At 62.0% G+C, this 25,516-nt stretch carries 22 protein-coding genes, 2 tRNA genes and 1 pseudogene; 13 read left to right on the top strand and 12 right to left on the bottom strand.

Going from position 1 to position 25,516, the window contains the following annotated elements; translation table 11 throughout:
• Positions 1-2: 2 nt before the first annotated feature.
• The 7 genes from BWP39_RS05735 to BWP39_RS05705 all read left to right on the top strand — a co-directional run bounded on the left by BWP39_RS05735 (position 3) and on the right by BWP39_RS05705 (position 8,317).
• Complete coding sequence (locus tag BWP39_RS05735; RefSeq protein WP_096717692.1) at positions 3-1,154, top strand: acyl-CoA dehydrogenase family protein; 1,152 nt, start codon at positions 3-5, stop codon at positions 1,152-1,154.
• Positions 1,155-1,162: 8 nt separating this feature from the next.
• Positions 1,163-2,011 carry an enoyl-CoA hydratase/isomerase family protein gene (locus BWP39_RS05730; RefSeq protein WP_096718585.1) on the top strand — a complete coding sequence of 283 codons (849 nt, stop codon included), beginning with the start codon at positions 1,163-1,165 and terminating at the stop codon, positions 2,009-2,011.
• A complete protein-coding gene (locus BWP39_RS05725) occupies positions 2,008-4,005 on the top strand; it encodes an acetyl/propionyl/methylcrotonyl-CoA carboxylase subunit alpha (RefSeq protein WP_096717690.1) in 1,998 nt (665 codons plus the stop codon). The genes BWP39_RS05730 and BWP39_RS05725 overlap by 4 nt, the downstream gene beginning before the upstream one ends.
• 35 nt (positions 4,006-4,040) lie before the next feature.
• Positions 4,041-4,925 carry a BKACE family enzyme gene (locus BWP39_RS05720; protein ID WP_096717688.1) on the top strand — a complete coding sequence of 295 codons (885 nt, stop codon included), beginning with the start codon at positions 4,041-4,043 and terminating at the stop codon, positions 4,923-4,925.
• 16 nt (positions 4,926-4,941) lie between these two features.
• Positions 4,942-5,748 carry an enoyl-CoA hydratase-related protein gene (locus tag BWP39_RS05715; RefSeq protein ID WP_096717686.1) on the top strand — a complete coding sequence of 269 codons (807 nt, stop codon included), beginning with the start codon at positions 4,942-4,944 and terminating at the stop codon, positions 5,746-5,748.
• Between the two features lie 23 nt (positions 5,749-5,771).
• On the top strand, positions 5,772-7,466 hold the full coding sequence (locus BWP39_RS05710; protein ID WP_407944778.1) for an AMP-binding protein: 1,695 nt from the start codon (positions 5,772-5,774) through the stop codon (positions 7,464-7,466).
• 101 nt (positions 7,467-7,567) lie between these two features.
• A complete protein-coding gene (locus BWP39_RS05705; RefSeq protein ID WP_207556604.1) occupies positions 7,568-8,317 on the top strand; it encodes an OmpW/AlkL family protein in 750 nt (249 codons plus the stop codon).
• Between the two features lie 157 nt (positions 8,318-8,474).
• On the opposite strand, the gene BWP39_RS05700 is transcribed toward BWP39_RS05705, so the two are convergent.
• From BWP39_RS05700 to BWP39_RS05685, 4 genes are all read right to left on the bottom strand, one after another.
• Positions 8,475-9,431 (bottom strand): lipase secretion chaperone, encoded by a 957-nt coding sequence (locus BWP39_RS05700; RefSeq protein ID WP_157915123.1) that lies wholly within the window; start codon positions 9,429-9,431, stop codon positions 8,475-8,477.
• A gap of 47 nt (positions 9,432-9,478) precedes the next feature.
• A complete protein-coding gene (locus tag BWP39_RS05695; RefSeq protein WP_096717680.1) occupies positions 9,479-10,561 on the bottom strand; it encodes an esterase/lipase family protein in 1,083 nt (360 codons plus the stop codon).
• Positions 10,562-10,974: 413 nt separating this feature from the next.
• A tRNA-Leu gene (locus BWP39_RS05690) sits at positions 10,975-11,059 on the bottom strand.
• Positions 11,060-11,189: 130 nt separating this feature from the next.
• On the bottom strand, positions 11,190-11,846 hold the full coding sequence (locus BWP39_RS05685) for a TolB family protein (protein WP_096717678.1): 657 nt from the start codon (positions 11,844-11,846) through the stop codon (positions 11,190-11,192).
• A 201-nt stretch (positions 11,847-12,047) separates the two neighbouring features.
• On the opposite strand from BWP39_RS05685, the pseudogene BWP39_RS05680 reads away from it, so the two are divergent.
• From BWP39_RS05680 to BWP39_RS05670, 3 genes and pseudogenes are all read left to right on the top strand, one after another.
• Positions 12,048-12,299 (top strand): annotated as a pseudogene (locus BWP39_RS05680) (YkgJ family cysteine cluster protein); the annotation flags it as partial.
• An 80-nt stretch (positions 12,300-12,379) separates the two neighbouring features.
• Entirely contained in the window at positions 12,380-12,964 is a 585-nt protein-coding gene (locus BWP39_RS05675; RefSeq protein WP_096717676.1) for a DUF1439 domain-containing protein, read from the top strand.
• A gap of 106 nt (positions 12,965-13,070) precedes the next feature.
• Entirely contained in the window at positions 13,071-13,904 is an 834-nt protein-coding gene (locus BWP39_RS05670; protein WP_096717674.1) for an undecaprenyl-diphosphate phosphatase, read from the top strand.
• 110 nt (positions 13,905-14,014) lie between these two features.
• Here BWP39_RS05670 and trmB read toward each other — a convergent pair whose 3' ends face one another.
• The 5 genes from trmB to BWP39_RS05645 all read right to left on the bottom strand — a co-directional run bounded on the left by trmB (position 14,015) and on the right by BWP39_RS05645 (position 17,188).
• Positions 14,015-14,773 (bottom strand): tRNA (guanosine(46)-N7)-methyltransferase TrmB, encoded by a 759-nt coding sequence (gene trmB, locus BWP39_RS05665; RefSeq protein ID WP_096718581.1) that lies wholly within the window; start codon positions 14,771-14,773, stop codon positions 14,015-14,017.
• A gap of 207 nt (positions 14,774-14,980) precedes the next feature.
• Positions 14,981-15,055, bottom strand: a tRNA-Gly gene (locus BWP39_RS05660).
• A gap of 122 nt (positions 15,056-15,177) precedes the next feature.
• Positions 15,178-15,741: a YggT family protein gene (locus tag BWP39_RS05655; RefSeq protein ID WP_096717672.1), complete on the bottom strand. Its 564-nt coding sequence runs from the start codon at positions 15,739-15,741 to the stop codon at positions 15,178-15,180.
• Positions 15,742-15,871: 130 nt separating this feature from the next.
• A complete protein-coding gene (locus BWP39_RS05650; RefSeq protein ID WP_096717670.1) occupies positions 15,872-16,192 on the bottom strand; it encodes an EthD family reductase in 321 nt (106 codons plus the stop codon).
• A gap of 63 nt (positions 16,193-16,255) precedes the next feature.
• Positions 16,256-17,188, bottom strand: coding sequence for a Rossmann-like and DUF2520 domain-containing protein (locus BWP39_RS05645; protein ID WP_096717668.1), 933 nt, complete (start codon positions 17,186-17,188; stop codon positions 16,256-16,258).
• 561 nt (positions 17,189-17,749) lie between these two features.
• Between BWP39_RS05645 and BWP39_RS05640 the strand changes: the two genes are divergently transcribed.
• On the top strand, positions 17,750-19,102 hold the full coding sequence (locus tag BWP39_RS05640) for a Fic family protein (protein ID WP_207556603.1): 1,353 nt from the start codon (positions 17,750-17,752) through the stop codon (positions 19,100-19,102).
• 420 nt (positions 19,103-19,522) lie between these two features.
• A complete protein-coding gene (locus tag BWP39_RS05635; protein WP_096717666.1) occupies positions 19,523-19,846 on the top strand; it encodes a hypothetical protein in 324 nt (107 codons plus the stop codon).
• A 140-nt stretch (positions 19,847-19,986) separates the two neighbouring features.
• On the opposite strand, the gene BWP39_RS05630 is transcribed toward BWP39_RS05635, so the two are convergent.
• Together BWP39_RS05630 and ubiD are read right to left on the bottom strand one after the other, a co-directional pair.
• On the bottom strand, positions 19,987-20,661 hold the full coding sequence (locus BWP39_RS05630) for a LysE family translocator (RefSeq protein ID WP_096717664.1): 675 nt from the start codon (positions 20,659-20,661) through the stop codon (positions 19,987-19,989).
• Between the two features lie 65 nt (positions 20,662-20,726).
• Positions 20,727-22,295: a 4-hydroxy-3-polyprenylbenzoate decarboxylase gene (ubiD, locus tag BWP39_RS05625; protein ID WP_096718577.1), complete on the bottom strand. Its 1,569-nt coding sequence runs from the start codon at positions 22,293-22,295 to the stop codon at positions 20,727-20,729.
• 580 nt (positions 22,296-22,875) lie between these two features.
• Here ubiD and BWP39_RS05620 point away from each other — a divergent pair.
• Positions 22,876-24,072, top strand: coding sequence for a transglycosylase SLT domain-containing protein (locus BWP39_RS05620; RefSeq protein WP_096717662.1), 1,197 nt, complete (start codon positions 22,876-22,878; stop codon positions 24,070-24,072).
• Between the two features lie 159 nt (positions 24,073-24,231).
• On the opposite strand, the gene BWP39_RS05615 is transcribed toward BWP39_RS05620, so the two are convergent.
• The gene (locus BWP39_RS05615) at positions 24,232-25,425 is read right to left on the bottom strand and encodes a pyridoxal phosphate-dependent aminotransferase (protein WP_096717660.1); all 1,194 of its coding nucleotides are present in this window, start codon (positions 25,423-25,425) and stop codon (positions 24,232-24,234) included.
• Between the last annotated feature and the right edge of the window lie 91 nt (positions 25,426-25,516).

Raw genomic sequence — 25,516 nt, 5'->3', positions numbered from 1 at the left:
TCATGCTATTCACTCAAGAACACGAAGAAGTCGTCCGTACCGTCAAGCGATTCATCGAACAGGAAGTCAATCCGCACGTCGATGAGTGGGAAGATGCGGGCATCTTTCCTGCGCACGAAGTTTTTCGCGAACTCGGCAAGCTCGGCATGCTCGGCCTCAGCAAGCCCGAGGCCTTTGGCGGCGCTGCCCTCGACTACAGCTATGAAACGGCGTTTGCCGAGGCACTGGGCGTTTGCCACGCGGGTGGCGTGCCGCTCGCCATCGGCGTGCAAACCAATATGGCCACGCCCGCACTCGCACGCTTCGGATCCGATGCGTTGCGCGAGGAATTTCTCGTTCCCGCCATTGCTGGCGAGCAGGTTGCGTGTATCGGTGTCTCGGAGCCGGGAGCGGGCTCCGACGTTGCCGCGATCCGGACGACCGCACGCAAGGACGGCGACGACTACGTGATCAGCGGCACGAAACTCTGGATCACCAACGGCACCCAGGCCGACTGGATGTGCTGCCTCGCCAATACATCGGATGATCCGGCGCATCGCAACAAGTCGCTGATTATCGTGCCGTTGAAATCGAAGGGCGTGCAGATCGAGAAGAAGATTCGCAAGATCGGTATGCACTCGTCGGACACCGCGCAGATTTTCCTCGACGAGGTGCGTGTGCCGCGGCGCAATTTGATCGGCGAAGAAGGCAAGGGCTTCACCTATCAGATGCTGCAGTTCCAGGAAGAGCGGTTGTACGGCGCCGCCGGCGCGCTGCTCGTGCTCGATCGCGCGATCGACGAAACGGTCGACTATACCCGGCAGCGCAAGATCTTCGGTCGGTCGGTGCTGGACAACCAGGTCGTCCACTATCGGCTGGCTGAACTGAAGACCGAGGTCGAGGCGCTTCGTGCGCTCACTTATCGCGCGACGGAACTGTACGTAGGAGGCGGCGATGTGACTGCGCTCGCATCGATGGCGAAACTGAAAGCGGGGCGCCTCGCAAGGGAAGTCACCGACAGTTGTTTGCAGTTCTGGGGCGGCATGGGTTTCGCGTGGGAATCGAGTATCTCGCGTACCTATCGCGACAGTCGCCTGTTCTCGATTGGTGGCGGAGCCGACGAAGTGATGCTCGGCATCATCTGCAAGAAGCTTGGCACGTTGCCCCGGGAGTGATGCGAGACATGACCTCATCACTTCAACCGGCGACCGGTGATGCGCCGCTGCACGTGGCGCAGATCAGCGGTGTGCTGTTCGCGACACTGAACCGGCCCGACAGACGCAATGCGTTGACCGACGATATCGTCGCGGCGCTCGATGTCGAATGCGAGCGCGTCGCCAACGACGACAGCGTGCGCGCTTTCGTGTTGCGTGGCGCGGGCGGCACGTTCTGCGCGGGCGGCGATTTCGGCGGCTTCAAGGCGTTGATGCGCGAGCCTGCGCCGGCAACCGGTCGCGATCCGATCGCAATCTACAACCGTCGGTTCGGTGCGTTGCTCGAGAAGCTTGCCGCGCTACCTGTGCCGACACTCGCGGTGATTGAAGGCGCAGCGATAGGCGGGGGTTGCGGTCTCGCCGCGGCGTGCGATCGCGTCATCATGGCCGCCGACGCTCACCTGTCGATGCCTGAAACAACGCTCGGGCTGCCGCCCGCGCAGATCGCTCCATTCATCATTGCCCGCGCTGGCGTTTCGCGTGGCCGATGGCTGATGCTGACTGGTCAGCGGCTGTCCGCCGCTGAAGCGCTGTATGCAGGTCTGGTCGACGAAACGTCGTCGCCGGGAGGCATTGATGCCCTGCTGCAAAGCGAACTTGCGCGCGTACTTGCAGCCGAGCCCGCAGCACAGCGCGCGACCAAGCGCATCGTCGCGGACGCGGGCATTCGCGAACGTTCACTCGTACTCGATGCCGCCGCCGCCGACTTCGCGACCGCACTGCGCTCCGGCAACGTCAATGAAGGATTAGCCGCACTGGCTGCGAAACGCGCTCCGACCTGGCAGATCGCCCAACCCGCTCTGCCGGAGACACCATGAAGGAACAACGCTTCACTCGCCTGCTGATCGCCAATCGCGGTGAAATCGCAGTACGGGTCTCACGCACCGCGCGACGGCTCGGCATCGCGACCGTCGCGGTTCATTCGGATGCAGATCGGAACAACCCGCATGTTCGCGCCTGCGATACAGCGGTTTCGATCGGCGGTGCGACGCCCGCCGAATCGTATCTCGTCATCGACAAGCTGATCGATGCAGCACTGCGTAGCGGTGCGGAAGCGATTCATCCGGGCTACGGGTTCCTGTCGGAAAACGCTGGATTTGCTCGACGTGTCGCCGAAGCAGGACTCGTATTCGTCGGTCCTCCCGCCGATGCGATCGACGCAATGGGCGACAAGGCCCGCGCGCGACGCCGGATGGCGGAAGCAGGTATCCCGGTCGTGCCGGGCTACGACGGCGACGACCAGTCCGAGGCACTGTTGCTGTCGGAAGCGGCGCGCATTGGCTTTCCGATCATGGTCAAGGCCTCGGCCGGTGGCGGTGGGCGCGGCATGCGGCGCGTCGATGCGCCCGAAGCACTGGCCGAAGCGCTGAAACTCGCGATCTCGGAAGCACAGAAAGCGTTCGGCGATGGGCGCGTGATTCTCGAGCGCGCGGTGATCGAGCCACGTCATGTCGAAATCCAGATTTTCGCCGATGCGCACGGCAATGTCGTCTACCTCGGTGAGCGCGACTGCTCGATTCAGCGTCGGCATCAGAAGATCGTCGAGGAAGCACCGTCGCCTGCCGTCGATGAAGCGTTACGCCGGCGCATGGGCGAAACGGCTGCGGCGGTCGCCCGGGAAATCGGGTACGTCGGGGCCGGCACGATTGAGTTTCTGCTCGACCGCACGGGACATTTCTATTTCATGGAGATGAATACCCGCCTGCAGGTCGAGCATCCGGTCACTGAATTCATCACGGGTCAGGATCTCGTCGAATGGCAGTTGCGTGTGGCGCAAGGCGAGCCGTTGCCGCTGAAGCAGGAAGACATCCGCATCGAAGGCCATGCGATCGAAGTCCGGCTGTGCGCCGAAGACCCGGCCGACGATTTCCTGCCGCGCACGGGCAACGTGCTGCTCTGGCGCCCGGGTCGTCACGTGCGCTGCGACCACGCGCTCGAAGACGGCATGACCATCAGCCCGTTCTACGACTCGATGCTAGGCAAGGTGATTGCGCACGGCCGCACGCGAAGCGAAGCGATCGAGCGACTCGCCAGCGCCCTCGACGACACCGTGCTGCTCGGTGTGTCGACGAATCGCGCCTTCCTTGCCCGCGTGCTGCGGCATCCCGCGTTCGTGGATGGCCAATCGGTGTCGACTGCGTTCATCGGCCAGCATTTCGCCAGCAACGAAAGTCGCGCGTCGGAGCCGACGCGGCACACGTGGGCAATCGCGGCCTGGCTGTCGACGACCGCAACCGGTCGCGCCGATCAGCAACCCGCAGTGTGGCGAGGCTGGCATAACGGCGCGCCGCTGCCGGTGCCTTACCGGCTGGCTAGCCGGACGAATCATGCCGACATGCGGCGTGGCACCGTAGCGCGCGCGGAACGCGATGCGTTCGAGCTTCTGGACAGCGACGGCAACGCGATGGTGTTGCATGCGCAGCCGGGTCATGCCGGAGAGCCCGCCGTCGTCGCCATCGACGGACAGATCTACCGCTACCGCTACGTGTGGGAAAACCGCGTGCTATGGCTGCAGCTCGACGGCGTCGACTATGCGTTCGTGTCGCACAACCTCGACAGCGCTCGCGCCAACGATGAGAGCGAAAGCGATGGTGTGTTGCGCGCGCCAATGAACGGCCGTGTGATCGCGGTCAATGTCGACGAAGGCGCCATCGTCGAAGCAGGGCAGACCGTGATGGTGCTCGAAGCAATGAAGATGGAGCACGCCATCTCTGCACCGTTCGCCGGCAAGGTCGCCTCGCTCGGCGCGATCGCCGGTGAACAGGTGGCACCAGGACATGTACTCGCGCAGCTGGAACCGCAGGCCAGCTGAGCCCAATCGATATTCATGATGCAAGGAGACAACCCATGAGCACCCCCGTCGTCATCACCTGTGCGCTGAACGGTATCTTCACCGATCCGAAGCAGTTCAATATTCCCGTCACACCTGAGCAGATGGCACGCGAAGCCAAAGGCGCGTACGACGCGGGTGCGGCGTGCATGCACGTCCATTTCCGTCGGCAGGAAGCGGACAAGGGACATCTGCCTTCGTGGGACCCCGTGCTTGCGACCGAGATCAGCCAGGCGATCCGCGAAGCTTGCCCTGGCGTGATCTTCAACCAGTCGACGGGGGTCGTCGGTCCGGACATCGACGGGCCGCTCGCCTGCATCTATGCGATCCGCCCGGAAATCGCCGCGTGCAACGCGGGCTCGCTCAACTACCTGAAGGTGAAGGCCGACGGGACCTGGGCCTGGCCGCCGCTGATGTTCGACAACCCGGTCAAGAAAGTGCAGTCGTTCCTCGACATGATGGCCGAGACGGGATCGGTACCCGAGTTCGAATGCTTCGATGTGGGTATTGTCCGCTGCGTCGACATGTATGCGCGCGCGGGGCTGTTCAAGGGCAAGGCCGACTACAACTTCGTGATGGGCGTCGAGTCGGGCATGCCGGCCGACCCGGATCTGCTGCCGATCCTGATTCGCCTGTTGCGCGAAGACTCGACCTGGCAGGTGACCGCTATCGGCCGGACGAACATCTGGGCGCTGCACCGTCGCACCGCGGAACTCGGCGGGCAGTTGCGCACGGGGCTCGAGGACACGTTCTATCTGCCTGACGGTACGCGCGCGGCATCCAATGCTCACCTGATCGAAGCGATGGCAAAAATCGCCCGCGAATCGGGACGCGAGATTGCTTCGCCCGAAGAGGCACGCAAGATTCTCGGCGTGCGTGCTGCGGCCCAGTCTCACGCTTGACGAACGGAGATCCAGCATGAACTACAAAACGATAACCCTGACCATCGACGGTAGCGTTGCCGAGTTACGCCTGAACCGGCCCGAGACACTCAACAGTCTCAGCCTGCAGATGTTCGATGAAATCGGTGACGCATTGCACGGACTGTCGAGCGACGAGCGGATACGGGCGCTGCTCGTTACGGCGGAGGGGCGCGTATTCTGTACAGGTGGCGACCTCGCGGACATCGCCGGGATTACCGGGCGCTCTGGCGAGCAGTCATTCGCCGACCGGTTGGGCGAAGGCATGGCAAAGCATGTCAATCCGGTCGTGTCGACCCTGATGGGGCTTCCCATTCCTGTCGTCTGCGCGGTCAACGGCATCGCCGCCGGCGGTGGATTCAGCTTCGTGCTCGGATGCGACATCGTCGTCGCCGCACGATCGGCGCGATTCATCCAGTCATTCGCGAAGGTGGGGCTGATTCCGGATATGGGGGGCACCTGGCTTCTGCCGCAGATCGTCGGGCGCCCTCGTGCGCTGGCACTCAGCCTGCTGGCGGATGGCATCGATGCGGAAACGGCCCAGGCATGGGGATTGATCTGGCAATGCGTCGACGACGCTGCGCTTGACGACACCGCTCGTGCGCTGAGTCGCCGGCTCGCCGCGCTGCCAACCCGGACACTCGGTCTCACCAAGCAAGCGATCAACACGTCCGGGACGCGCACGCTCGACGAGCAGCTAGAGGTCGAACGCGAACTCCAGGTTCGCAGCGCCGCGAGTGACGATTGCAGGGAAGGCATCGATGCGTTCCTGCACCGGCGCGCGCCGGTGTTCGTCGGTCACTGAGCCTGCATACGGTAAAGACGCGGCTGGCGCAGCCGGTCGTGTACAAGGAGACGCAATTGATTGCTGAGACGCGAGACAAGCTGCCGCTCACCCTGATCGAACATTGGGAGCGCGAGCGCGCAAACGAAACCTATCTGGTTCAACCGATGGGTAACAGCGAGGTCCGGACATTCACCTGGGCCGAAGCGATCGGCGAGGCGCGCCGTATGGCCACCTACCTGCGCGCGCTCGATCTCCCGCCTGGCTCGAACATCGCGATTCTGTCGAAAAACTGCGCGCAATGGCTGCTCGCCGATTTCGCGATCTGGATGAGTGGTCACGTATCGGTGCCGCTGTACCCGACGCTGACAGCCGGTTCGGTCCGGCAGATTCTCGAGCACAGCGGAGCGCGCGTGTTGTTCGTCGGCAAACTCGACGGTTGGGAGGACATGTGCAAAGGCGTGCCGGAGGGTACGCACTGTATCGGCTTCCCGTACCTGCCCGATACGCAATTTCTCGGTCCGCGCTGGGACCACATCGTCGGCACAACGACCCCGATCGAGACTTTCGCGAGGCGAGCACCGGACGATCTCGCCACGATCGTCTACACCTCCGGCACGACCGGCGAACCCAAGGGTGTGATGCTCACCTTCGCGGCGCTCGCATGGTGCCCCGACCCGATCTTCGATCTGGTGTCGTTGGGTCCCGACGACCGGATGATTTCGTACATGCCACTGTCGCACGTCGCGGAACGCGCGTACGTGGAAATGCTGTCGCTACATGGCGGCTTCACCGTCTATTTCAGCGAATCGCTGGAGACATTCCCCGCCGATGTGGTGCGCGCACGGCCGACGTTTTTCATCTCGGTTCCGCGGCTCTGGACAAAATTCCAGCACGCGGTCGTGAACCGCTTGCCACCCGGTCCCATTCCCGATCAGTTGAAGCCGGCCATTCTCAAACAGCTCGGACTCGACCAGGTCCGCCTCGCGGCAAGCGCTGCTGCGGCGCTCGAGCCCACGCTCCTCACCTGGTATCGCGATCTCGGCCTCGAACTGCTCGAAGGCTATGGAATGAGCGAAGTCTGCGGTGTGTCTCACTCGAGCCGGCTTGGCCGGATCCGTCCCGGATACGTCGGCACGCCTGTGCGTGGCGTCGAGAGCCGGCTGTCGGAGGTTGGCGAGATCGAGATCCGTTCCCCGGGCAATACGAGCGGCTATTACAAGCGTCCGGATCTGACGGCAGTGCTCTTTACATCGGACGGATACATCCGGACCGGCGACAAAGGCGAACTCGACGAGGAAGGCCGGCTCCGGATCACGGGCCGGGTCAAGGACATTTTCAAGACCACCAAAGGCAAGTACGTCGCGCCGGGGCCGATCGAGAACCGTCTCACGATTCATCCGTTCATCGAAGCGTGCTGCGTCGTCGGACAGGGGCTGGCACAACCGTGTGCGCTAATCAGCCTGTCTGAGGAAGGGCGCAGGCTCAGCGAGAATGGCCGGCGCGAAACGCTCACCGCATCGATCGAAGAACATCTCGAACAGATCAACGGTGGACTCGATGCTCACGAGAAGATGCGCTTCGTCGTGATTGTCGATGCGATCTGGGACGAGGCAAGCGGTCTCGTGACACCGACTTTCAAGATCCGCCGCAACCGCGTCGAGGACCGCTATAACTCACTCCTCGCCGGATGGAGCGACCGACAAACGCCGGTGATCTGGGAGACCGACCCGATCTGATCCCACGGCGGGCGTGCCGCTGAGCCACCTATCGAGCTGCGTGACCGCCGATTCGTTTTATCGCCTTATTGTGGCGACCCGAAGTACCACAAACTACAGACATGGAGATAGCAATAATGAAACGGAAGAATAATCTTTTATCAATTGAATTAGGAGTATTGATTTTATTGTCATCGATCGTTCCAGCACACGCTCAAAGCGCGGGCAGCACGGTCGTATCGCTCGGTTGGGCGCGCATCATGCCGCTCAGCGATAGCGATCCGCTGACTGTCACGAGCATTGCGGGACATCCTGTCAATCAAGTCCAGGCCGGAAGCAGCGGGGCGGCGAAGAGCACCGATACCGCCGGGATCGTGATTGAGCATTACTTCACCGACAACATCGGCGTTGCCGTTGCGGGCGGGTATCCCGCGTATCTGGATCTGGAAGGCCGCGGAACCCTCGGAAAATACGGTGTTATCGGCAAGGCACGCCCATGGGCACCGCAAGTCATCCTGCGCTACCATTTCCTGCCCGCCCAGAGCAAGTTTCGCCCGTTTGCAGGCATTGGCGTGAACTACACCTGGTTCACCAACGCCCAGATCAACAACAGCACCTTTGTCACGCAATCGTTCGGGCCCGGCGGTTCTGCGAGCGCTCACGCATCGAGTTCGTGGAATCCGGTATTCGAGCTGGGTGCGAACTATCAGTTCGATAAACACTGGGCTGCGGGATTCTCGTTCTCCTATATCCCCGCGTCGACCAACGTGACGCTCTCGGGGCAGACCGCGACGGGGGTCAACATCGTGAGCAAGACCAAGCTCCAGTTGCGGCCGATCACGACGTTTCTGAACTTGTCCTACATTTTCTGATGGCAGCGGGCGGTCGCAATACAACGCGCACCCGCCCGTGCACGGCAACTGGTTCTGCGCGATTCCACGGCGTCCGGTTTGCGCAGTCTGAATTGCAGGTTCGTGCTATCGGCTGGAACAGGTTGCGACGACTGCCGCAACCTTCGTAAGACGATTTCTACTGCGGATCGCGAGCTTGAGCGCGGAGGGCTTCCGCCGGATTTGGGAAATAGCGTTCGCGCACCTGGGCAATCTGTGCGGCGCGCTCGGTGGCGTTGCCGCTCGTGGAATCGATGATCGCTTCCCGCTCCGTCTGATAGCTCGTATATCGTGCTGACCAGTCGGCTTCCTGTTGCAGAGATTGCTGGAGACGCTGTGCGGTCTCTGGATCGGACTGAGCGGCAACCGCCGCTCCGATTTCTTCGGGCGTACTGTTGGCCTTCTGCATGGTCGAAACCAGTTGACTGAGGGTGTTGATCTGATTGCCGGCGGCTTGCGCTTTCATCAGGGTTGGATCCCGGGAATCGATCGCGGCGAGGCGTGCTTGACGCTGCTGCGGCGTCAATGAATTGTCTGCGCCAATCTGCATGCGCTCCATCTGGTCGAGATCGGCCTGCTCTTCATCGTGATACCAGCTCGATGCGACATCGGGCAAGATTTGCTCGCGCAATCGAGTGCGTTGCGCGAGCATCAGTTGCATACGATCGAGACTGGACTGGTTCGATGAGTCGGTCAGAGAGGCCGTCATTTTTTGCTCGGCTTCCCGATAGTGCCGATAACGTGTCCAGAGATCGATTGCCTCCTGTCGTGCCGGATCGTTCAAACGTTTCTCGATGTAGGCACGAACGGCATCGTCGACCTGCTTCATCGAAGTTTCACCGACTTCGATCAGAAAATAGTCGAAGACATCGCGAACCCTGCGGCTCTTGATCAAATGACCATCGGCATCCGCACGCAAGCCATCCGGTGGAGTGGTGCCGGATAGCCTCGAAGCAGAAGCGTCGACATGGGCGGGGGCTCCCGCCACCGAAAACGACTGGGCCAATTCTATCGGCTTGCCCCTCTCCTGATTTCCCGCGAGGGGCATTGCATGCTCACCCGGCCACGCCGCATAGAAGGCGGCGGTGGCCAGCAAGGCGCTTACCGGTAAAACAAGTCCCCAACGAAGATGCGTTCCACTCATTACATCCCCGCTTGTTTGAGCCTGTTTGCGAGCGCGACATAGACTGCGGTTGGCTTGGCCTCGAAGACGGGTGTAAGGCCGAACATATTGTTGACCTCATTGAGATGGTGCCAATGATAGGTGCCGATGACCTGACCGAACCGCCCCGAACAAACGCTGACAACACCATCGTTTTTGCCCGCGCCCTCGCTCTTCATCATTGCGCTCGTGATGCCCATCAGCGTGTTGCCGACCACATCGAGTGAAAGCGGTACGGGTGTGTCGCCACTGAACGAATAGAGTTTCTGGACATATGTCTTGCCGTCAGTGCCGATACGCGTATCGGTATCCTTGCGGGTGCCGGTGTCGTCGTCTGCGCCGACGCATGATGCGCTGCTCAGTCCAGCACTCGGGAACATCTTGTTCCACGCGAGTTCGCCAGCGGTGGTGGTCTGGTTCATGGCGGCCTGCACGTCGAGCGGATAGTTTTGTCCATTCAGGACGTCGCCCGCGATACCCGTCACAAGAGCGACGATCTCGTTGAGGTCCTGCACAACGGGGCCGTTATCCAGCATGTATTGAATCATCTCCGATCCTTTGTGGACCGCAGAAACCGTGGTGACCGAAGCAACGCCCTCCGGATAGACCGCGGCGACATATCGGGCCGCCTGACCACCCATGCTGTGCCCCACCAGGTTGACCCGGTCAACCTTGAGCTGGGCCATCAGCATCTTCACCTGCGCCAGTAGTTCTTCGCCTCGAACATTGTTGTCGTTGACCGGTGCAATCGACGCCACGTAGACCGTTGCTCCGTTTTTGCAAAGCGTTTCGGGGATCTGATACCAGTAGTGCCCGCCGGGAACCAGCCAGTTAGGCGTACCCGTGCCGCCCGATACCAGGACGATGGGATATTTTGTTTTGGCGTCGTCGCTAGTTCCAGAGAGGAAACCTAAAAGGCCCGTGGAGGTATTGCAGTTCTGGTACAGAAGGCTCGGCGCAACTGTGGCTGGAGCGAGCGTGTCAGCGGTCGCAGGCGCGTTGGCCGAAGCGACGACGAGTGCAGAGGCGATGGCCGCAATGACGCGGGAGGAAATTGTCTCCATATCTATCTCCTGAGAAGTAGATCTTTATTGGTTGATACGCTACCGGGACGCAACGAGGTGTTCAGGCTGGTTGGTACGCTCTCTTGCGACAGTTCGTGTGCCTGGCTACGACGCCATACAACCGGAAGCAGCACGGAGGAATACTAGTAACAAGTGCATATACAAATCAATCGGTTGATTTACTTGTTTTGCGAAAAGTATGCGATCGTTCTTCTAATTGCCTAAATCTGAGGGGAAATTCTCGAAAAACTGCCTTGAATTAACATCTTCGCCCAGTCTGAATGACGAAGACGGGAATCACTGATGCCCACGCTCGCCAGCGGCACACGACGCTCAGAAACAAAAAACCCCGCAGGAACAAGGTTCTTGCGGGGATTTAGGGGGATGTTGTGAGGCCGTACGAAACAACTTGCTGGTGCCCAGGGCCGGACTCGAACCGGCACGCCTTGCGGCGGGGGATTTTGAGTCCCCTGCGTCTACCTGTTTCACCACCTGGGCTTGTCTGACGATGTGCGTTGGGCGCACACGTAGTGAGACGCGGATTATGTCTGAAATCGGCCACCCAGGCAAGGCGCACCCGCCCCGGATGGCATAGGCAGCGCACCGCATGCCCGATGGCATGGCGAATTCACTTCACAAACAAGGATCTGAATTCCTCGATGCTTTCGTCACCAGGACCAATCGGCGCAATCTCCTTGCCGGTTGGCGAGACGAGCCAGTACCAGTCGTAGGAACCGCTCGCTAGCCAGTACTTATGCTTGTTCACAACGAGATCGCCTCGGTATTTGCCCGCAGGGACGATTTCCAGAGAATTCCCGTCAGTGACAAACCGCTCCTTGCCGCTCGATAGCTCGACCGAGTGAATCGAGCTGGACGTGACCCACGCGACACTCATGAAGTAAACGGTCTGGCCGTCGGGAGAAAAGATCGGCGAACTGAAAGCCGCGAGCGTGCGCTTCGGATCTTCCGCGCCGGCGCCTTCGACCAGTCGACGCTGCGCCGTCCCATCGATATGCATCACCCAGGCCTCGTCGGCACTTTCCGCTCCGGATGCGGTGTTGACCATGCGATGGGGCGTTCGGCGCACGAAGACGATCGACAGATGGTCGGGGGACAGCACGGGATCGGAATCGAGGCCGCCGGCGGTCAGCGGTCGCGCGGAGCCTGCATCGTCGATCATGATGATGTTGCCCCGGTCGACCTTGACCGATGCGGCGTACGCATGCGGCGCCGCACACATGGCCAGCAAGAGAACCGCCCCCAGCAGCGTGGTCGGATGCTTCATTCGTAGGGCTCGAGTGCCGGTCGCAACGGCGGATTGGTTATCATCGTGCTCTCGCATCGAGCGAGCGCAACCTCATGAAGGTCCTGGCCCCGTGATCCTGGCACACCCGAGCGTGCCTGGTGGCCACGGTGGCGAAATTTCTTCTGCTTCGCGAGCGCACACCGCGGAGCCGGACCCGGACCCTCCCAGACAAAGGGAAATATGCATTGCCGCCCTGACTGCGGTGCCTGCTGTATTGCACCTTCCATTTCGAGCGCGATCCCCGGCATGCCTGACGGCAAGCCGGCGGGCATACGCTGCGCGCAGCTCGGCGACGATCTGCGCTGCGCGATCTTCGGCAAGCCCGAACGGCCCGCGTGCTGTTCGGGCCTGCAACCGCAGATGGACATGTGCGGCACCACGCGCGGCGAAGCGCTCGCGTGGCTTACGCAACTCGAATCGCATACCCGGCCCGACAGTAACGAGGCAACGTCGGAGCGCGGTGTGTCAGCCGCTGTGTCAGCCGCTTCGTCAGCTTTAACCGGAGAACCCGCATGACCCGATTCCCGTCGCCAGCCCGGCGTCGTTTCCTGCTTACCGCGTGGGCGGCCACGGCGGTTTCCGTATCGCTCGCGGCGTGCGCGTCGACGACGTTTCCGTTCATCCCCTCGCACTACACGTTTTCGGAGCAGCAGGTGCAGGACGCGGTGCAACGGAAGTTTCCGTATCAGCGCACGATGTCGCAGCTTTTCGACGTCGCGTTGACGAACCCCGTTGTCGGTTTGTTGCCGGACACGAACCGCATCTCGGTGCAACTCGATGCGCATCTCGCGAGCCCGTTCCTGCCGCAGCCGGTGGACGGCATATTCACGCTATCGAGCCAGCTCGCCTACGACAGCGCCAGCCACTCCGTCGTGCTGGTGTCGCCTCACGTCGACAACGTCAACGTGAGCGGCGGCGCGCAGGCCTATACCCAGCAGATCAACGCCGCTGCCGGGCTGCTCGCCACCCAGCTCCTCACCAACTATCCGATCTACACGTTCAAGCCCGAACAACTGCAATTTGCCGGTGTGCACTACGAACCCGGTACAATCACTATCCTTACAAACGGCATACGCGTGCAGATCGTCGAAAAATGACGATGGGCGCGGCCGTGGGGGCCGCGCCTCGCTGATTGCTGTGGTTCAAGCTGTCGTTTCGCGTCACGGCCCCGGTCACCGACTTTCATAGCAACAAGGGCCACCGATGGATTGGATACTGATCTGCAAGGCGCTGATTCTCGGCGTCGTCGAAGGCTTGACTGAGTTTCTGCCGGTGTCGAGCACCGGCCATCTGATCGTCGCGGGCAGCCTGCTCAATTTCACCGACGAACACGCAAAAACTTTCGATGTCGTCATCCAGCTCGGCGCGATTCTCGCGGTGTGCTGGGAATATCGCCGGCGGATCGGCAGTGTGGTCGCGGGTCTGCCGACACGGCCCGACGCGCGACGCTTCACACTGAATGTGATCATCGCGACGATTCCCGCTATCGTGCTTGGCCTGCTGTTCGAGAAGGCGATCAAATCCGCGTTGTTCTCGCCGGTGCCGGTTGCGTTCGCGCTGGTCGCGGGCGGTGTGCTGATTCTGTGGGTAGAGGCGCGCAAGCGCGAGCGCGGCAATGTGCCCGCGCGCGTGCAGTCAATCGACGATCTGAGTCCGCTCGATGCACTCAAGGTCGGTGTCGCTCAGTGCTGCGCGCTGATTCCGGGCATGTCGCGCTCGGGCTCGACGATCATCGGTGGGATGCTGTTTGGGCTCGACCGGCGTGTTGCCACGGAGTTTTCATTCTTCCTCGCGATCCCGATCATCTTCGGCGCGACCTTCTACGAAATGGCGAAGAGCTGGCATGCACTGTCGGCGGATATGCTCGGCACGTTCACGATCGGTTTCGTAGCTGCGTTCGTCAGTGCGTTTGCGTGCGTGCGCTGGTTGTTGCGCTACATCGCCACGCATGACTTCACGGTGTTCGCGTGGTACCGGATTGGCTTCGGGCTGTTGATTCTGCTCGTCGGCTATAGCGGTGGATTGGGCTGGGCGTAGTGTTGGCCGCGCGATGTCGCGACATCGCAATGTCGCATGTCGCAATGGCGAATAAAAAAGTCCGCATGCGTTTGTTCGCGCATGCGGACTTTCTTGTTTTCAGGCCGTATTTAGACCGTATCTTGTCGCCTGAAGACCAGATCCCAAACACCATGTCCGAGCTGTAACCCACGACGTTCGAACTTCGTCACTGGACGATAGTCGGGACGCGGCGCGTAACCGTCGGCGGTATTGGCGAGTGCGGGTTCCGCGCCGAGTACTTCGAGCATCTGTTCCGCGTAGTTCTGCCAGTCGGTTGCGCAATGAAGGTACGCGCCGGGCTTCAGACGCGAGGCGAGCAGCGCGACGAACTTCGGCTGGATCAACCGGCGCTTGTGATGACGCGCTTTGTGCCACGGGTCGGGAAAGAAGATGTGTACGCCGTCGAGGCTGTCGGGCGCGATCATCTGTTCCAGGACTTCGACTGCATCGTGCTGGATGATGCGGATGTTCGTGAGGTTCTGTTCGCCGATCAGTTTCAGCAATGCGCCGACGCCTGGCTCGTGCACTTCGACGCCGAGAAAATCGTCGCCGGCGCGATGCGTTGCGATCTCGGCGGTCGTCGCGCCCATACCGAAGCCGATCTCGAGCACGCGCGGCGCCTGCCGGCCGAACACCGTGTTCCAGTCGAGCTGCGTATCGGTATACGGCACGACGAAGCGCGGTCCGAGTTCATCGAGCGCGCGACGCTGGCCGGTGGACACGCGTCCCGCGCGCGTCACGAAACTGCGGATGCGGCGCAGGCGCAGCGCTTCCGGTGTTTCCGCTGCTTCGGGCGTATCGGGGTTAGCGGCGTCGAGTGGGCCAGCTTCGTTCGGGTCGTGAATCATCATCGAGAACAACAAATTAACGGGGCGAGCAGGGCGTCGCCGAGGCGGGATGGCCGGTCAGGCGCGGATTATAGCAGTGGGGGCAGGGGCGCTCGGATGGACAGCATCAAGCTGAACGCAGCTTGCGAGTGAGCGATCGGGGTAGGGAATTTGAATTCGCGCGATCGGCGAGCGAGGTGCAACGAAACAGAGAGAACCGCGAATTGCTGGAGCGGGCGATGGGAATCGAACCCACGTCTCTAGCTTGGGAAGCTAGGGTAATGGCCATTATACGACGCCCGCAGAGCGCGCCATTTTACGCGGGTTTTGCCGGTTTGCGCAATTGAGGCGCCTGCTGCATATCAAGCAAAATCACAATCCGCGCCACGCACGACGCATCGCCGCACGCAGCGCCCCAACTCAACTCAAATCCCAAACAACGTCAACGAAACCGCAGCCCGCGTAACGATCATCAGCAGCACCTGCACGATCACGAACAGCAGGATCGGCGACAGATCGATACCGCCGAGTTGCGGCACGAAGCGGCGCAGCGGATTCAGAAACGGCGCGGTTAGCTGAAACAGGATCGGCATCGCCGGCGAGCGCGGATTGAGCCACGACAGCAACGCCATCAGGATCGTCAGCCAGATGATCAGATTGAGCGCCCACTTCAGCAGCGTGAGCAGCGCGACGATCAGCAGGGTCGGCATGATCGAGACCGGATCGACGCCGGATATCACGACCATCAGCACCACATAGACGATCGACGTCAGCAGTGCGGCGACGATGCTCGCCCAGTCGATGCCGCGCGTGCCGGGAATCACGCGGCGCAACGGCAGTACGAGCCAGTTGGTCGCTTGCAGCACCCCATTCGACACAGGGTTGTACGGCGGCAGGCGCACGACCTGCAGCCATGCGCGCAATACCAGCACGGCGCCGAACAGGGTGAAAACGGTATTGAGCAGAAAGCGGGCGATCTCGCCGAACATCTTGAGTCCTCTTTGCTTCAGGTGCTGTCCGCATGAGCCGGTGGCTATGCAGGACTTCTGTTGATCCAGCGTGTAAGCCGGACATATTGCGCCGCGCCGAGCAAACCTGCCTCGGCGCGACTGACGGCGGCTAGACCGACACCCGGATCTCGCTGATCAGGATCTGGCCATTGCCACCGTCGGTGTAATTCGGAATGTCGTCCAGCAACTGCGCGGACACCGGTGTGAAGACTTCATAGAACGCATCGGCGGTGTCGAACAGGAAATGGCCGGCCGCGACGTAGGGCGGCGCCGATCCCGGCGGACCCGCATTCACACCAATATCGACCGACCAGCCTTTCAATGCCGTCCCGAATAGCTTCGCGGCGAGCGGCATATGCGTGCCGCAGTAATAGTCCACGTCGAAGCGACCATTCTCCCGATACGGATAGAAGATGCTGACCTTGATCATCGTGCGTTCTCGTTGAGGGTCCCGAGGCGCGCTGCGCTGCGCCGGTCGTCACATTATCACGGCTTACTTGACGCTTGCACCTGCTGGTACCTGATTCAGCGAGCGTACGAGCGATTCCTCGACGGTGCGCGCAATGGCGTCGATGGCGGCGGGCGGAACAGGCCGGCGACGCGCGAGTTCGACACCGCGCCGGGACAGCAGCGCGTACAGCGCGGCGTGATCGCCGCCCAGCTCTTCGAGCAGCGCCAACTGCTTCTGCACGACGCCCGTGTCACCACGCGATATCGGGCCAGCGAGCGCGCCGGGCAGGCCTTTGTCGCGCGCTGTTTCGATCGTGCCGGCGAGCATCGGTAGTACGGCACGTAGCGCATCGGCTTCGTCGAAGCCGAGTGTGCGCCATAAATTGACGCACTCGGAGAGGCTGCACAGCGCGAAGCTCGCCGCATAGTGCGCGGCTGCGTGATAGAGCATGCGACCGCCCGCGGGAATCGACAGCGGATGGCAGCGCAGTGCGCCGGCGAGTGCCGTCAACGCTTCATGGAGCGCCCCGTCGGCTTCGATCGTCACCGAGCAACCAGCAATGCGCTCGAGGTCGGCGAGATCTCCGCCGAACAGGTACAGTGGATGAAAACCGCCGATCGCCACACCCTGATCGCGCGCCGGCGCCAGCAGTTCGACCGGCGACGCGCCGCTGCAGTGCACCAGGCCCCATGCCGCTGTGCCGGCAGCAGCGCCGAAGCGAAGTGTGTTCGCTGTCGTACCGATGCTGTCGTCGGGGACGGTTAGAAAGACGATATCGGCCGCCTCGAGGACTTTCTGCAGATCGTCAGATGCCTGACAGCGCTCGAGTTGCGAGGCGAGCGCCTGCGCGCTGCCGGACGAACGGCTGGCGACCGCGCTGACCGGATAACCAGCCCGCGCAAAGCCACGCGCAAGGCAACGAGCGAGTCGGCCAGCGCCGATAAAACCGAGGCGCGGCAACGAGGGCTGCGACATGATTTCTGCTCCGGATGGGAAGACTGAAAGAGGGCGCAAGGAATGAGTATCGCCGATCCATAGCGGCGTTGCGGCTTTCGTCAGTCTGTTTTCGGACGATATGGCAGGGGTGGCCGGACATGCGGCGTGGCGACGTCCGCGGGTCTGGAAACTGCTCACAATCACCACTATGTTCGTTACAGCAGGTAGGCCGTCGCCATCGATTTTTTCCGTCGCAGTCCGATTCGAGAGGTCGCCATGAGCATCTTTTCGTACCGAAAGCACTTGCGGTTTCTAACCCATAGCCAGCGCCGGCGCTGGTGGGATCAGAAGAAGCGGCTGAAGCCGCGAGTTCGGATCAGCGGGGCGTATGTGCCACCGAATGTGACTCGCGAGTTTATCTACGTGAAACTCGGCTAACGCCGCTAAAGGCACAAGGTCTCGTTTGTGTCGATGAATGCGCGGGCAATCTGCTCAAATCAGCTTACGCCTGACAATCCGATCAGTATCTGCTCAAAACTTGATATATCTGCTCATTGTCATTAGTATCTGCTCAAATGTGAGCAGATACTGAGCAGATAAATGAGCAAATTGTCCCCGAGAACTGTCCTTGACGCCATCCAACGCCTGGCCCAGGCGGGCCAGTTGGAGGTTTCTTCTACTGACATCATCCACGCTACACACGGCAGTTCTGCCACTGTCCGGCGCCACCTGGATGCGCTGTGCGCCAGTGGGCAACTTACGCGAAGCGGCCAGGCGCGAGCGACCCGCTACCGGCTGACAGAGACTGCGGCCGTCCGGACCGCCACACCGGAGGAGCCTTCCGCCGGCCCGCGTCCGACGTGGTCACCCACTGCCGTTGAACTCGGCCGCAAACTCGACATGCCGTTGGCTGCACGCGACCCGGTTACCTACCGGCGCGAATTTGTCGAAGACTACGTACCCAATAAGAGCTGGCTGATGCCACAAGACCTGGCCGAGGAGCTCTATCTCGACGGTCGCCTGCGCGAGCAACAGCCAGCGGGGACCTACGCGCGCAAGGTGCTGGAACAGCTGCTCATCGACCTGTCCTGGTCGTCCTCCCGTCTGGAGGGCAACCGCTATACGTTGTTGGCGACCGAGGACCTGTTCAAACGCGGGACCGCCGGCAGCGACGCTGACGCTGTCATGTTGCTCAACCACAAGACGGCCATCGAATTTCTGGTCGATGCAGTACCGTTGCAGGGCCTCTCGACAGCGCTCATCCGAAACCTGCATGCGGTGCTTATGCAGGACCTCCTTGCTGATACCGATGCACTGGGCGTTATCCGCAAGAAAGTGGTCAACATCAGTGACACGGTCTACGTGCCGACTCAAGTGCCAACCGTACTTGAGGAGATGCTGGAAACCATCGTGGCCAAGGCCAGGTTCATCAAGAATCCGGTCGAGGCCGCTTTCTTCCTGTGGGTAAATCTGGCGCACCTGCAACCGTTCGAGGATGGCAACAAGCGCACCAGTCGCCTGGCAGCGAACATTCCGCTAATGCTCTATAACTGCGCGCCGTTGTCCTTTCTGGACGTCAACCCTCATGACTACGCGCAGGCGATGCTGGGCGTGTACGAGTTCCTGGATGTCTCGCGCGCGGTGGACCTCTTCGCCTGGACCTATCGGCGTTCGATGAAAAAATATGTCGTCGTGATGGAGTCCATGGGCGCTCCGAACCCTCTGAGACTGCGATATCGGGAGCATTTGACCGAGGCAATTGGCCTCGTCGTGCGTGACAGAAAATCTGCGCAGGCCGTGGCGGAGGAACTGGGGCTCACCGAGGGGGAGGCCCCGGGCTTCCAGGCAATGTTTCTCGAGGAGTTGAAGAAGCTGGAGGTATTCAACTGCGCGCGGTACCGGTTGACGCTGACCGCTACGCAGGCCTGGATTGACGCTGACCGGCCGCACTGAGCGCAGCTTTGGTTTAAGTTTCTCTCCAGCCTGGTGAGCGGGATCAACACACCAGACCGAAGCCCGGCTCACAAGCCGGGCTTCCGCTTTTGAAGGACGCTGTGAAGACCGAGGTTTGCGTGAGACGCCAGCTTGCAGTTCATTTGTAATGAAACATTACCGAGAACGCATGATCCACGCCCGTTTGCATCGGTAAAACCGTCTGCAGCGCGTTGCCGCAGCGCGCAAACCCTTGATTTCCGGTACTCGGCGCCGCATGTCGTGGCGTGAGCGCTTAATCGTCGGACGTAAGGCTGTCGCACCGATTGCAATTTGCAACAAATGCATAAAGCGGGGCCCGTCCTTTTTGGATAGAGTGAATTCCAGAGCACGCCCGTTTTGCGACACGACCATCCTGGCCGTGCCGCCAGGAGAAGAGAAGTGAAAAAGATCGTTCCGTTCATCGTTGCTGCCGCGCTTGCCGCGGGGTTCACCACCGCTGCTGAAGCTCACGTGTCGATCGGGATCGGCCTTGGCATTCCAATCGCGCCTGCCTATCCTGTCTACGCGGCGCCGCCCCCGGTGTACTACGCACCGCCGGCACCCGTGTACTACGCGCCGCCGCCGGTCTATGCGCCGCCGGTTGTCGTTGGTTATGGTGGTTATGGCGGCTACGGCTACTACGGTCATCCGTACTATGGTCGTGGCTACTACCGCGGTGGTTACTACGGTCACGGCGGTTACGGCCACGGCTGGCGCCGTTAAGCGTGGCGCGGGGATAACCCGCGCGGCGCAGCAGTCCGTCGCAACCGTTCAGGTTGAGCGCCATACGGCGCAACGCAGGCTAGAGCACCGCGTTGCGCCGTTTTCATTGGTGCGTCGGTTTACCTGCTTCTGCAACCGACCTAGTGCACCGCCCCAGCGTGCACGATCAAATCGCGATACCCGTTGACGATCACGCTATACGAGAAATACGCGAACAGCAGCGCCGACAGCACGTGACACGCGCGCAGCAGACGAGTGCCGGCGCGCTTGCGTCCGTGGCTCGCGAGGCCGCATAGAAAGAACGTCCAGGCGAGCCCGCCAAGAAAGAAACCGCCGAGAAAAATCGCTGCCGTCGGGGCTGTGGTGGCACCTGCTTTCGCGATCAGCGCGCCACCTACCGCGGCAAACCACAGGATCGCGCTCGGCGAAGAGATCGCCAGCAACGCGCCGCGCACGAACCCGCGCCACGCGCCCAGGTGCGGCGCCGCTGCATTGGCTTCGCCTTCGACCGGCGGCGCCGACGCCGGATACAGCGCTTCGCGTGCCATCTTCCATGTCAGGAACAGAAGGATCGCGGCACCGCCGATCCACACGATCCAGCGCACCGCGTCGAACTGCAACAGCGCCGCCATCCCCGCGAGCGCGAGCGCCGCGTACAGCAGGTCGCCGAAGCACGAGCCGAGTCCGAGCCAGAAGCCGGGTCTAAAGCCATGCGACAGCGTCAGCGAGATGACCGCCACGTTGACGAGGCCGATATCGAGGCACAACGAAAGCGACAGAAAAAAACCGTCCGACAACATCGACAACGCATGCATGGGTATCACGTATCACTATTGTTATTGGTGTACTGCGGCAAGCCGCGTGCTCACCGTCGTTTAGATCACAGCCCGAGTTCGTTCCACAGCACGTCGATGCGCTGTTTGACGGCGGGATCCATGGCGATCGGGCGGCCCCATTCGCGATCGGTTTCGCCGGGCCACTTGCTGGTCGCGTCGAGCCCCATCTTCGAGCCGAGACCGGCCACCGGCGACGCGAAGTCGAGGTAATCGATCGGCGTGCGGTCGACCAGCACCGTGTCGCGCGACGGATCGATACGTGTCGTGATCGCCCAGATCACTTCCTTCCAGTCGCGGATATTTACGTCCTCATCGACGACGACAATGAACTTCGTATACATGAATTGCCGCAGGAAGCTCCACACGCCGAACATCACGCGCTTCGCGTGGCCGGGGTAGCTCTTCTTCATCTGTACGATCGCCATCCGGTAGCTGCATCCTTCGGGTGGCAGATAGAAGTCAGTGATCTCGGCGAACTGCTTCTGCAGCAACGGCACGAACACTTCGTTGAGCGCGACGCCGAGCACGGCGGGTTCGTCGGGTGGTTTGCCGGTGTAGGTCGAGTGGTAGATCGCATCGCGGCGCATCGTGATGCGCTCGACGGTGAATACCGGAAACCACTCCTGCTCGTTGTAGTAGCCGGTGTGGTCGCCGTACGGACCTTCGAGCGCATGCTCGTATGCGGCGCTCGCTCCTTTCGACGGCCGGGCCGGCGCCCCAGCCGGGGCCGCTGCGGGCGTGCCGGTCTGCGGATAGATGAAGCCTTCGAGCACGATCTCGGCGCGCGCCGGCACCTGCAACGTATCGACCCCCGGTGTCAGGCACTTCGCGAGTTCGGTGCGTCCGCCACGCAGCAGGCCCGCGAACTGGTATTCGGAGAGCGTGTCGGGCACCGGCGTGACCGCGCCGAGGATCGTCGCCGGATCGGCGCCGAGTACCACGGCGACCGGGTACGGCTGCCCCGGGTGCTTCAGGGCAAATTCGCGGAAATCGAGCGCGCCGCCGCGGTGGGCGAGCCAACGCATGATTAGCTTGTTGCGCCCGATCAGCTGCTGACGATAGATCCCGAGGTTCTGGCGGGTCTTGTTCGGCCCGCGCGTGACCGTGAGTCCCCAGGTGATCAGCGGGCCGACATCGCCGGGCCAGCAGGTCTGGATGGGCAGTTTGGCGAGGTCGACGTCGTCGCCTTCCCAGACGATCTCCTGGCAGGGCGGTGAGCTGACCGTCTTCGGCGCCATGTCCCACACGGCCTTCGCGAGCGACAGCAGCTTGCCGGCGTCTTTCAGGCCCTTGGGCGGCTCCGGCTCCTTCAGGGCGGACAACAGACGGCCGACGTCACGCAGCGACTCCAGCGCGTCCGCGTCGCCGTTGCCGGCCCCCGCATCGATGCCCATGCCGAGCGCGACGCGCCGCGGCGTGCCGAACAGGTTGCCGAGCACCGGGAACGCGTGCTGCCGTTTCGCCTCGAACAGCAGCGCCGGGCCGCCGGCGCGCAGCACGCGGTCGCACAGTTCGGTCATTTCCAGCACGGGGGAGACGTCTTGCGAGATGCGGCGCAGTTCGCCGAGCGTTTCGAGACGGCCGACGAAGTCGCGCAGGTCTTTGTATTTCATCTGGTCCGGATCGTGGCCGCGTAGCGCGGCAGGGAGGGATAGCGACGGCATGCAATCGCCGCGCCGGATCGATTGGGAATTTTACCTGCGTTGGGTGGCGTACGTTTGGAAGCCGAAAATGCCATCGGCCTGAAACATATGCGGCATGCGGTTTTCATCGGACTGAACGCCGTTCATTATTACATTTGGTTATGATTGTGACGTTTCATAGTGTTGACGATCTATAAAACCCTGCTAGAATCCGTCGACATTGGTTGCAGGGCCGTAGTTTTTCGACCACCGCCCCCGGTCCTTTAGACGCAACGCGTCGCCGTTAGCCGACCCCTGCACGGCTCCCAACGGTCTGTTTGTCGTCCTCGCCAGCGCCCTTTCGACGCTGGTTTTTCGTGTGGGAACCCCCGGTTGCATGGTTTTTGAGCATGCAGGCGGACCTTCAATACGGTTCCCCAACGGTTATGCCGTTTTTCCCGACGCCGCTGTCGTCCTAACCAGAGCGCGCGACGTCTTGATCTGCGAACGATGTACTGATTGCCGGTTCGTCCGGCGGTCCGCGGATCATGCAACATGGGAGATCTTCTGAATGAACACCTGGTTAACGTGGCGTCCTGATGAACGCCTCGCGCAAGTTGTGCGCGCGATGCTGCGTCGCGGGACGCGAATGAGTCATCATCTGTTCAGCATCGTCGGCGGGTTCGCCGTGCTGCTGGCACTGGCACTCTGGCTGATGCCGACATGGCGCGGCGCGATGGCCGCCCGGTTGATGCCGGTCATTTCCGCTGCGGTACAGGCGGGTCCCGCCCGTCTGCTGCAGGGCAACCCGCTGCCGGGCTTCGGGCCGACAAGCGGCTCGACGTCCGACGATTCTCTGTCGCTGTCCGGCATTCCGGCGGGTAGCGATACGGGCACGAGCGGCGCTGTGGGTAACTCCGTGAGCAATACCAGCTACGACGGTGCCTTCGACGGCAGCGGTTCGAGCGGTGGCGCAACGGTTTCGCTGAACGGTCTCGATCCGCGTACGTTGCCGAGCGTCGGTTCGCTGGCACGCCTGATTCCGACGCAACGCGTCTCCGCCGATGCACGCGACGACCGCGTGCTGGTCTCCACCCGCGAACAGGATCTCGTCGCGTCGTATCTCGCGCGCCGCTATCACGTCGCCCAGGAACCCGTCAGCGAACTCGTGAAAGCAGCCTTCGACACCGGCCGCGAAGTCGGTCTCGATCCGCTGCTGCTGCTCTCCGTGATGGCCATCGAATCGGGCTTCAATCCGTACGCTGAAAGCGGCGTCGGTGCGCAGGGTCTGATGCAGGTAATGGCGAAGGTCCACTCCGACAAGTTCCAGTACTTCGGTGGCCAGAGCGCTGCGCTCGAACCGTTGACGAACATCAAGGTCGGTGCGCTGGTCCTGAAGGATTGCATCGCGCGCGGCGGTTCGCTGCCGGGCGGTTTGCGTCTGTACGTCGGTTCGACGTCGCAGGACGATGGCGGTTACGGCGCGAAGGTGATGGGGGAGCGCGGCCGTCTGCGTGACGTGGCGCGTGGCCGCAAGGTACCGGTCAATGCACCGCAGACGACGGCCACGACTGCAACGCCAACGGCGACGACGGTAGCGGTTACGACGGGCGGCGCGAACAAGCGCGTTCAGGCGACGCTCGATGGTGCGCATCCGCTGACGACGAAGACGGTCGCCGCCGACGCACCGGCGAAGGCACCGGAGCAGGACGATGCGGCTACGGGTGCGAAGCATGCGACGACGTCGTCGTCGGAGCTGGGCGCCTGATGGTGGTTAGTTGAATCCGGTTTAGCGCTCGCTGCAAGCAGGCAAATAAAAAGCACCCTCGGGTGCTTTTTTTACGTCGGCACGCAGGCCGTGCTGCGTGAGCTTGATCGACGCCGTTTCGTTGACGTGCCGTGCGTCGACCGGTGTGAACGCGGCTACTTACGCGCTGAACAATCCGCGCAGACGTTCGACTGCTTCTTCCAGCTTCGGCAACGCCGTTGCGTATGACAGACGCACATGTTGCCGCGGCGAGTGCGTCCCGAAGTCCATCCCCGGCACGAGCACCACACCTGCCTGATGCAGCATCGCCTTCGTCAGCTCCGCGCTGTTGCCCGCGGCCGGGTGCGCGACGCCACTGCAATCCGCGTATACGTAGAACGCGCCGTCCGGCATCACAGGCACCTTGAAGCCAAGCGATTCGAGCGCCGGCACGATGAAGTCGCGCCGGCGCATGAATTCGAGGCGACGCGTTTCGTAGATCGCGAGCGTGGCGGGCTCGAAGCACGCGAGCGCTGCATATTGAGCGAGCGCTGACGGACAGATGAACAGGTTCTGCGCGAGCTTTTCGAATGCGTCGACGAGCGTCGGCGGCACGACCAGCCAGCCCAGGCGCCAGCCCGTCATGTGGAAGTACTTCGAGAAGCTGTTGACGGTGACGACGTCGTCGCCGAGCGACAGCGCAGACACGGGCCGTTCCCCGTAGCTCAACCCCTGATAGATCTCATCGACGATCGTGAAGCCGCCGCGCGCGCGAACCGCACCGACGATGCGCCGCAATTCGTCCGCTTCAATTGATGTGCCAGTCGGGTTCGACGGCGATGCGAGCAGGACACCGCGCGTGCGGTCGGTCCACAGGCGCTCGACATCGCCGGCGGTGAGCTGGAAGCGTTGGGCGGGGCCGCTTGGCACGAGTACCGGCTTGCCTTCCGCGGCCGTGACGAAATGGCGGTTGCACGGGTAGCACGGGTCCGGCATCAGCACCTCGTCGTCGCGATCGACGAGCGCCACACACGCAAGCAGCAGCGCCGCCGATGCACCCGCCGTGACCACGATACGTGCCGGGTCGACTTCCACGCCCCATGCATCGGCGTAATGCTGCGCGATCGCTTCACGCAGCGGGCGGATACCGAGTGCGCTCGTATATTGCGTGACGCCACGCCGCAGTGCGCTCGCCGCTGCTTCGACGACCGCTTCGGGCGCCGTGAAATCGGGCTCGCCGATGCCCATATCGATGATGTCGCGTCCGGCGTGCTTCAACTGCTCGGCTTCTTTCGCCAGCTCCATCACGTAGAAAGGCTGAATGGCGTCGACGCGAGCGGCAAGCCGCAACAGGGGATGGGTCACGGTGGTCATGCGGTGAGTCCGGTTTCGAAAGCGGGCAGGGCCGCGAGAAAGTGCGCTGCGTCGGCCACTGATCCACCCACCGGCTTCGGGCGGCGGATCA

This window comes from Paraburkholderia acidicola, from assembly GCF_002362315.1.
GTDB lineage: Bacteria > Pseudomonadota > Gammaproteobacteria > Burkholderiales > Burkholderiaceae > Paraburkholderia > Paraburkholderia acidicola.
The sequence above is the reverse complement of the archived record's forward strand: the minus strand, read 5'-3'. Positions and strand labels throughout refer to the sequence as shown.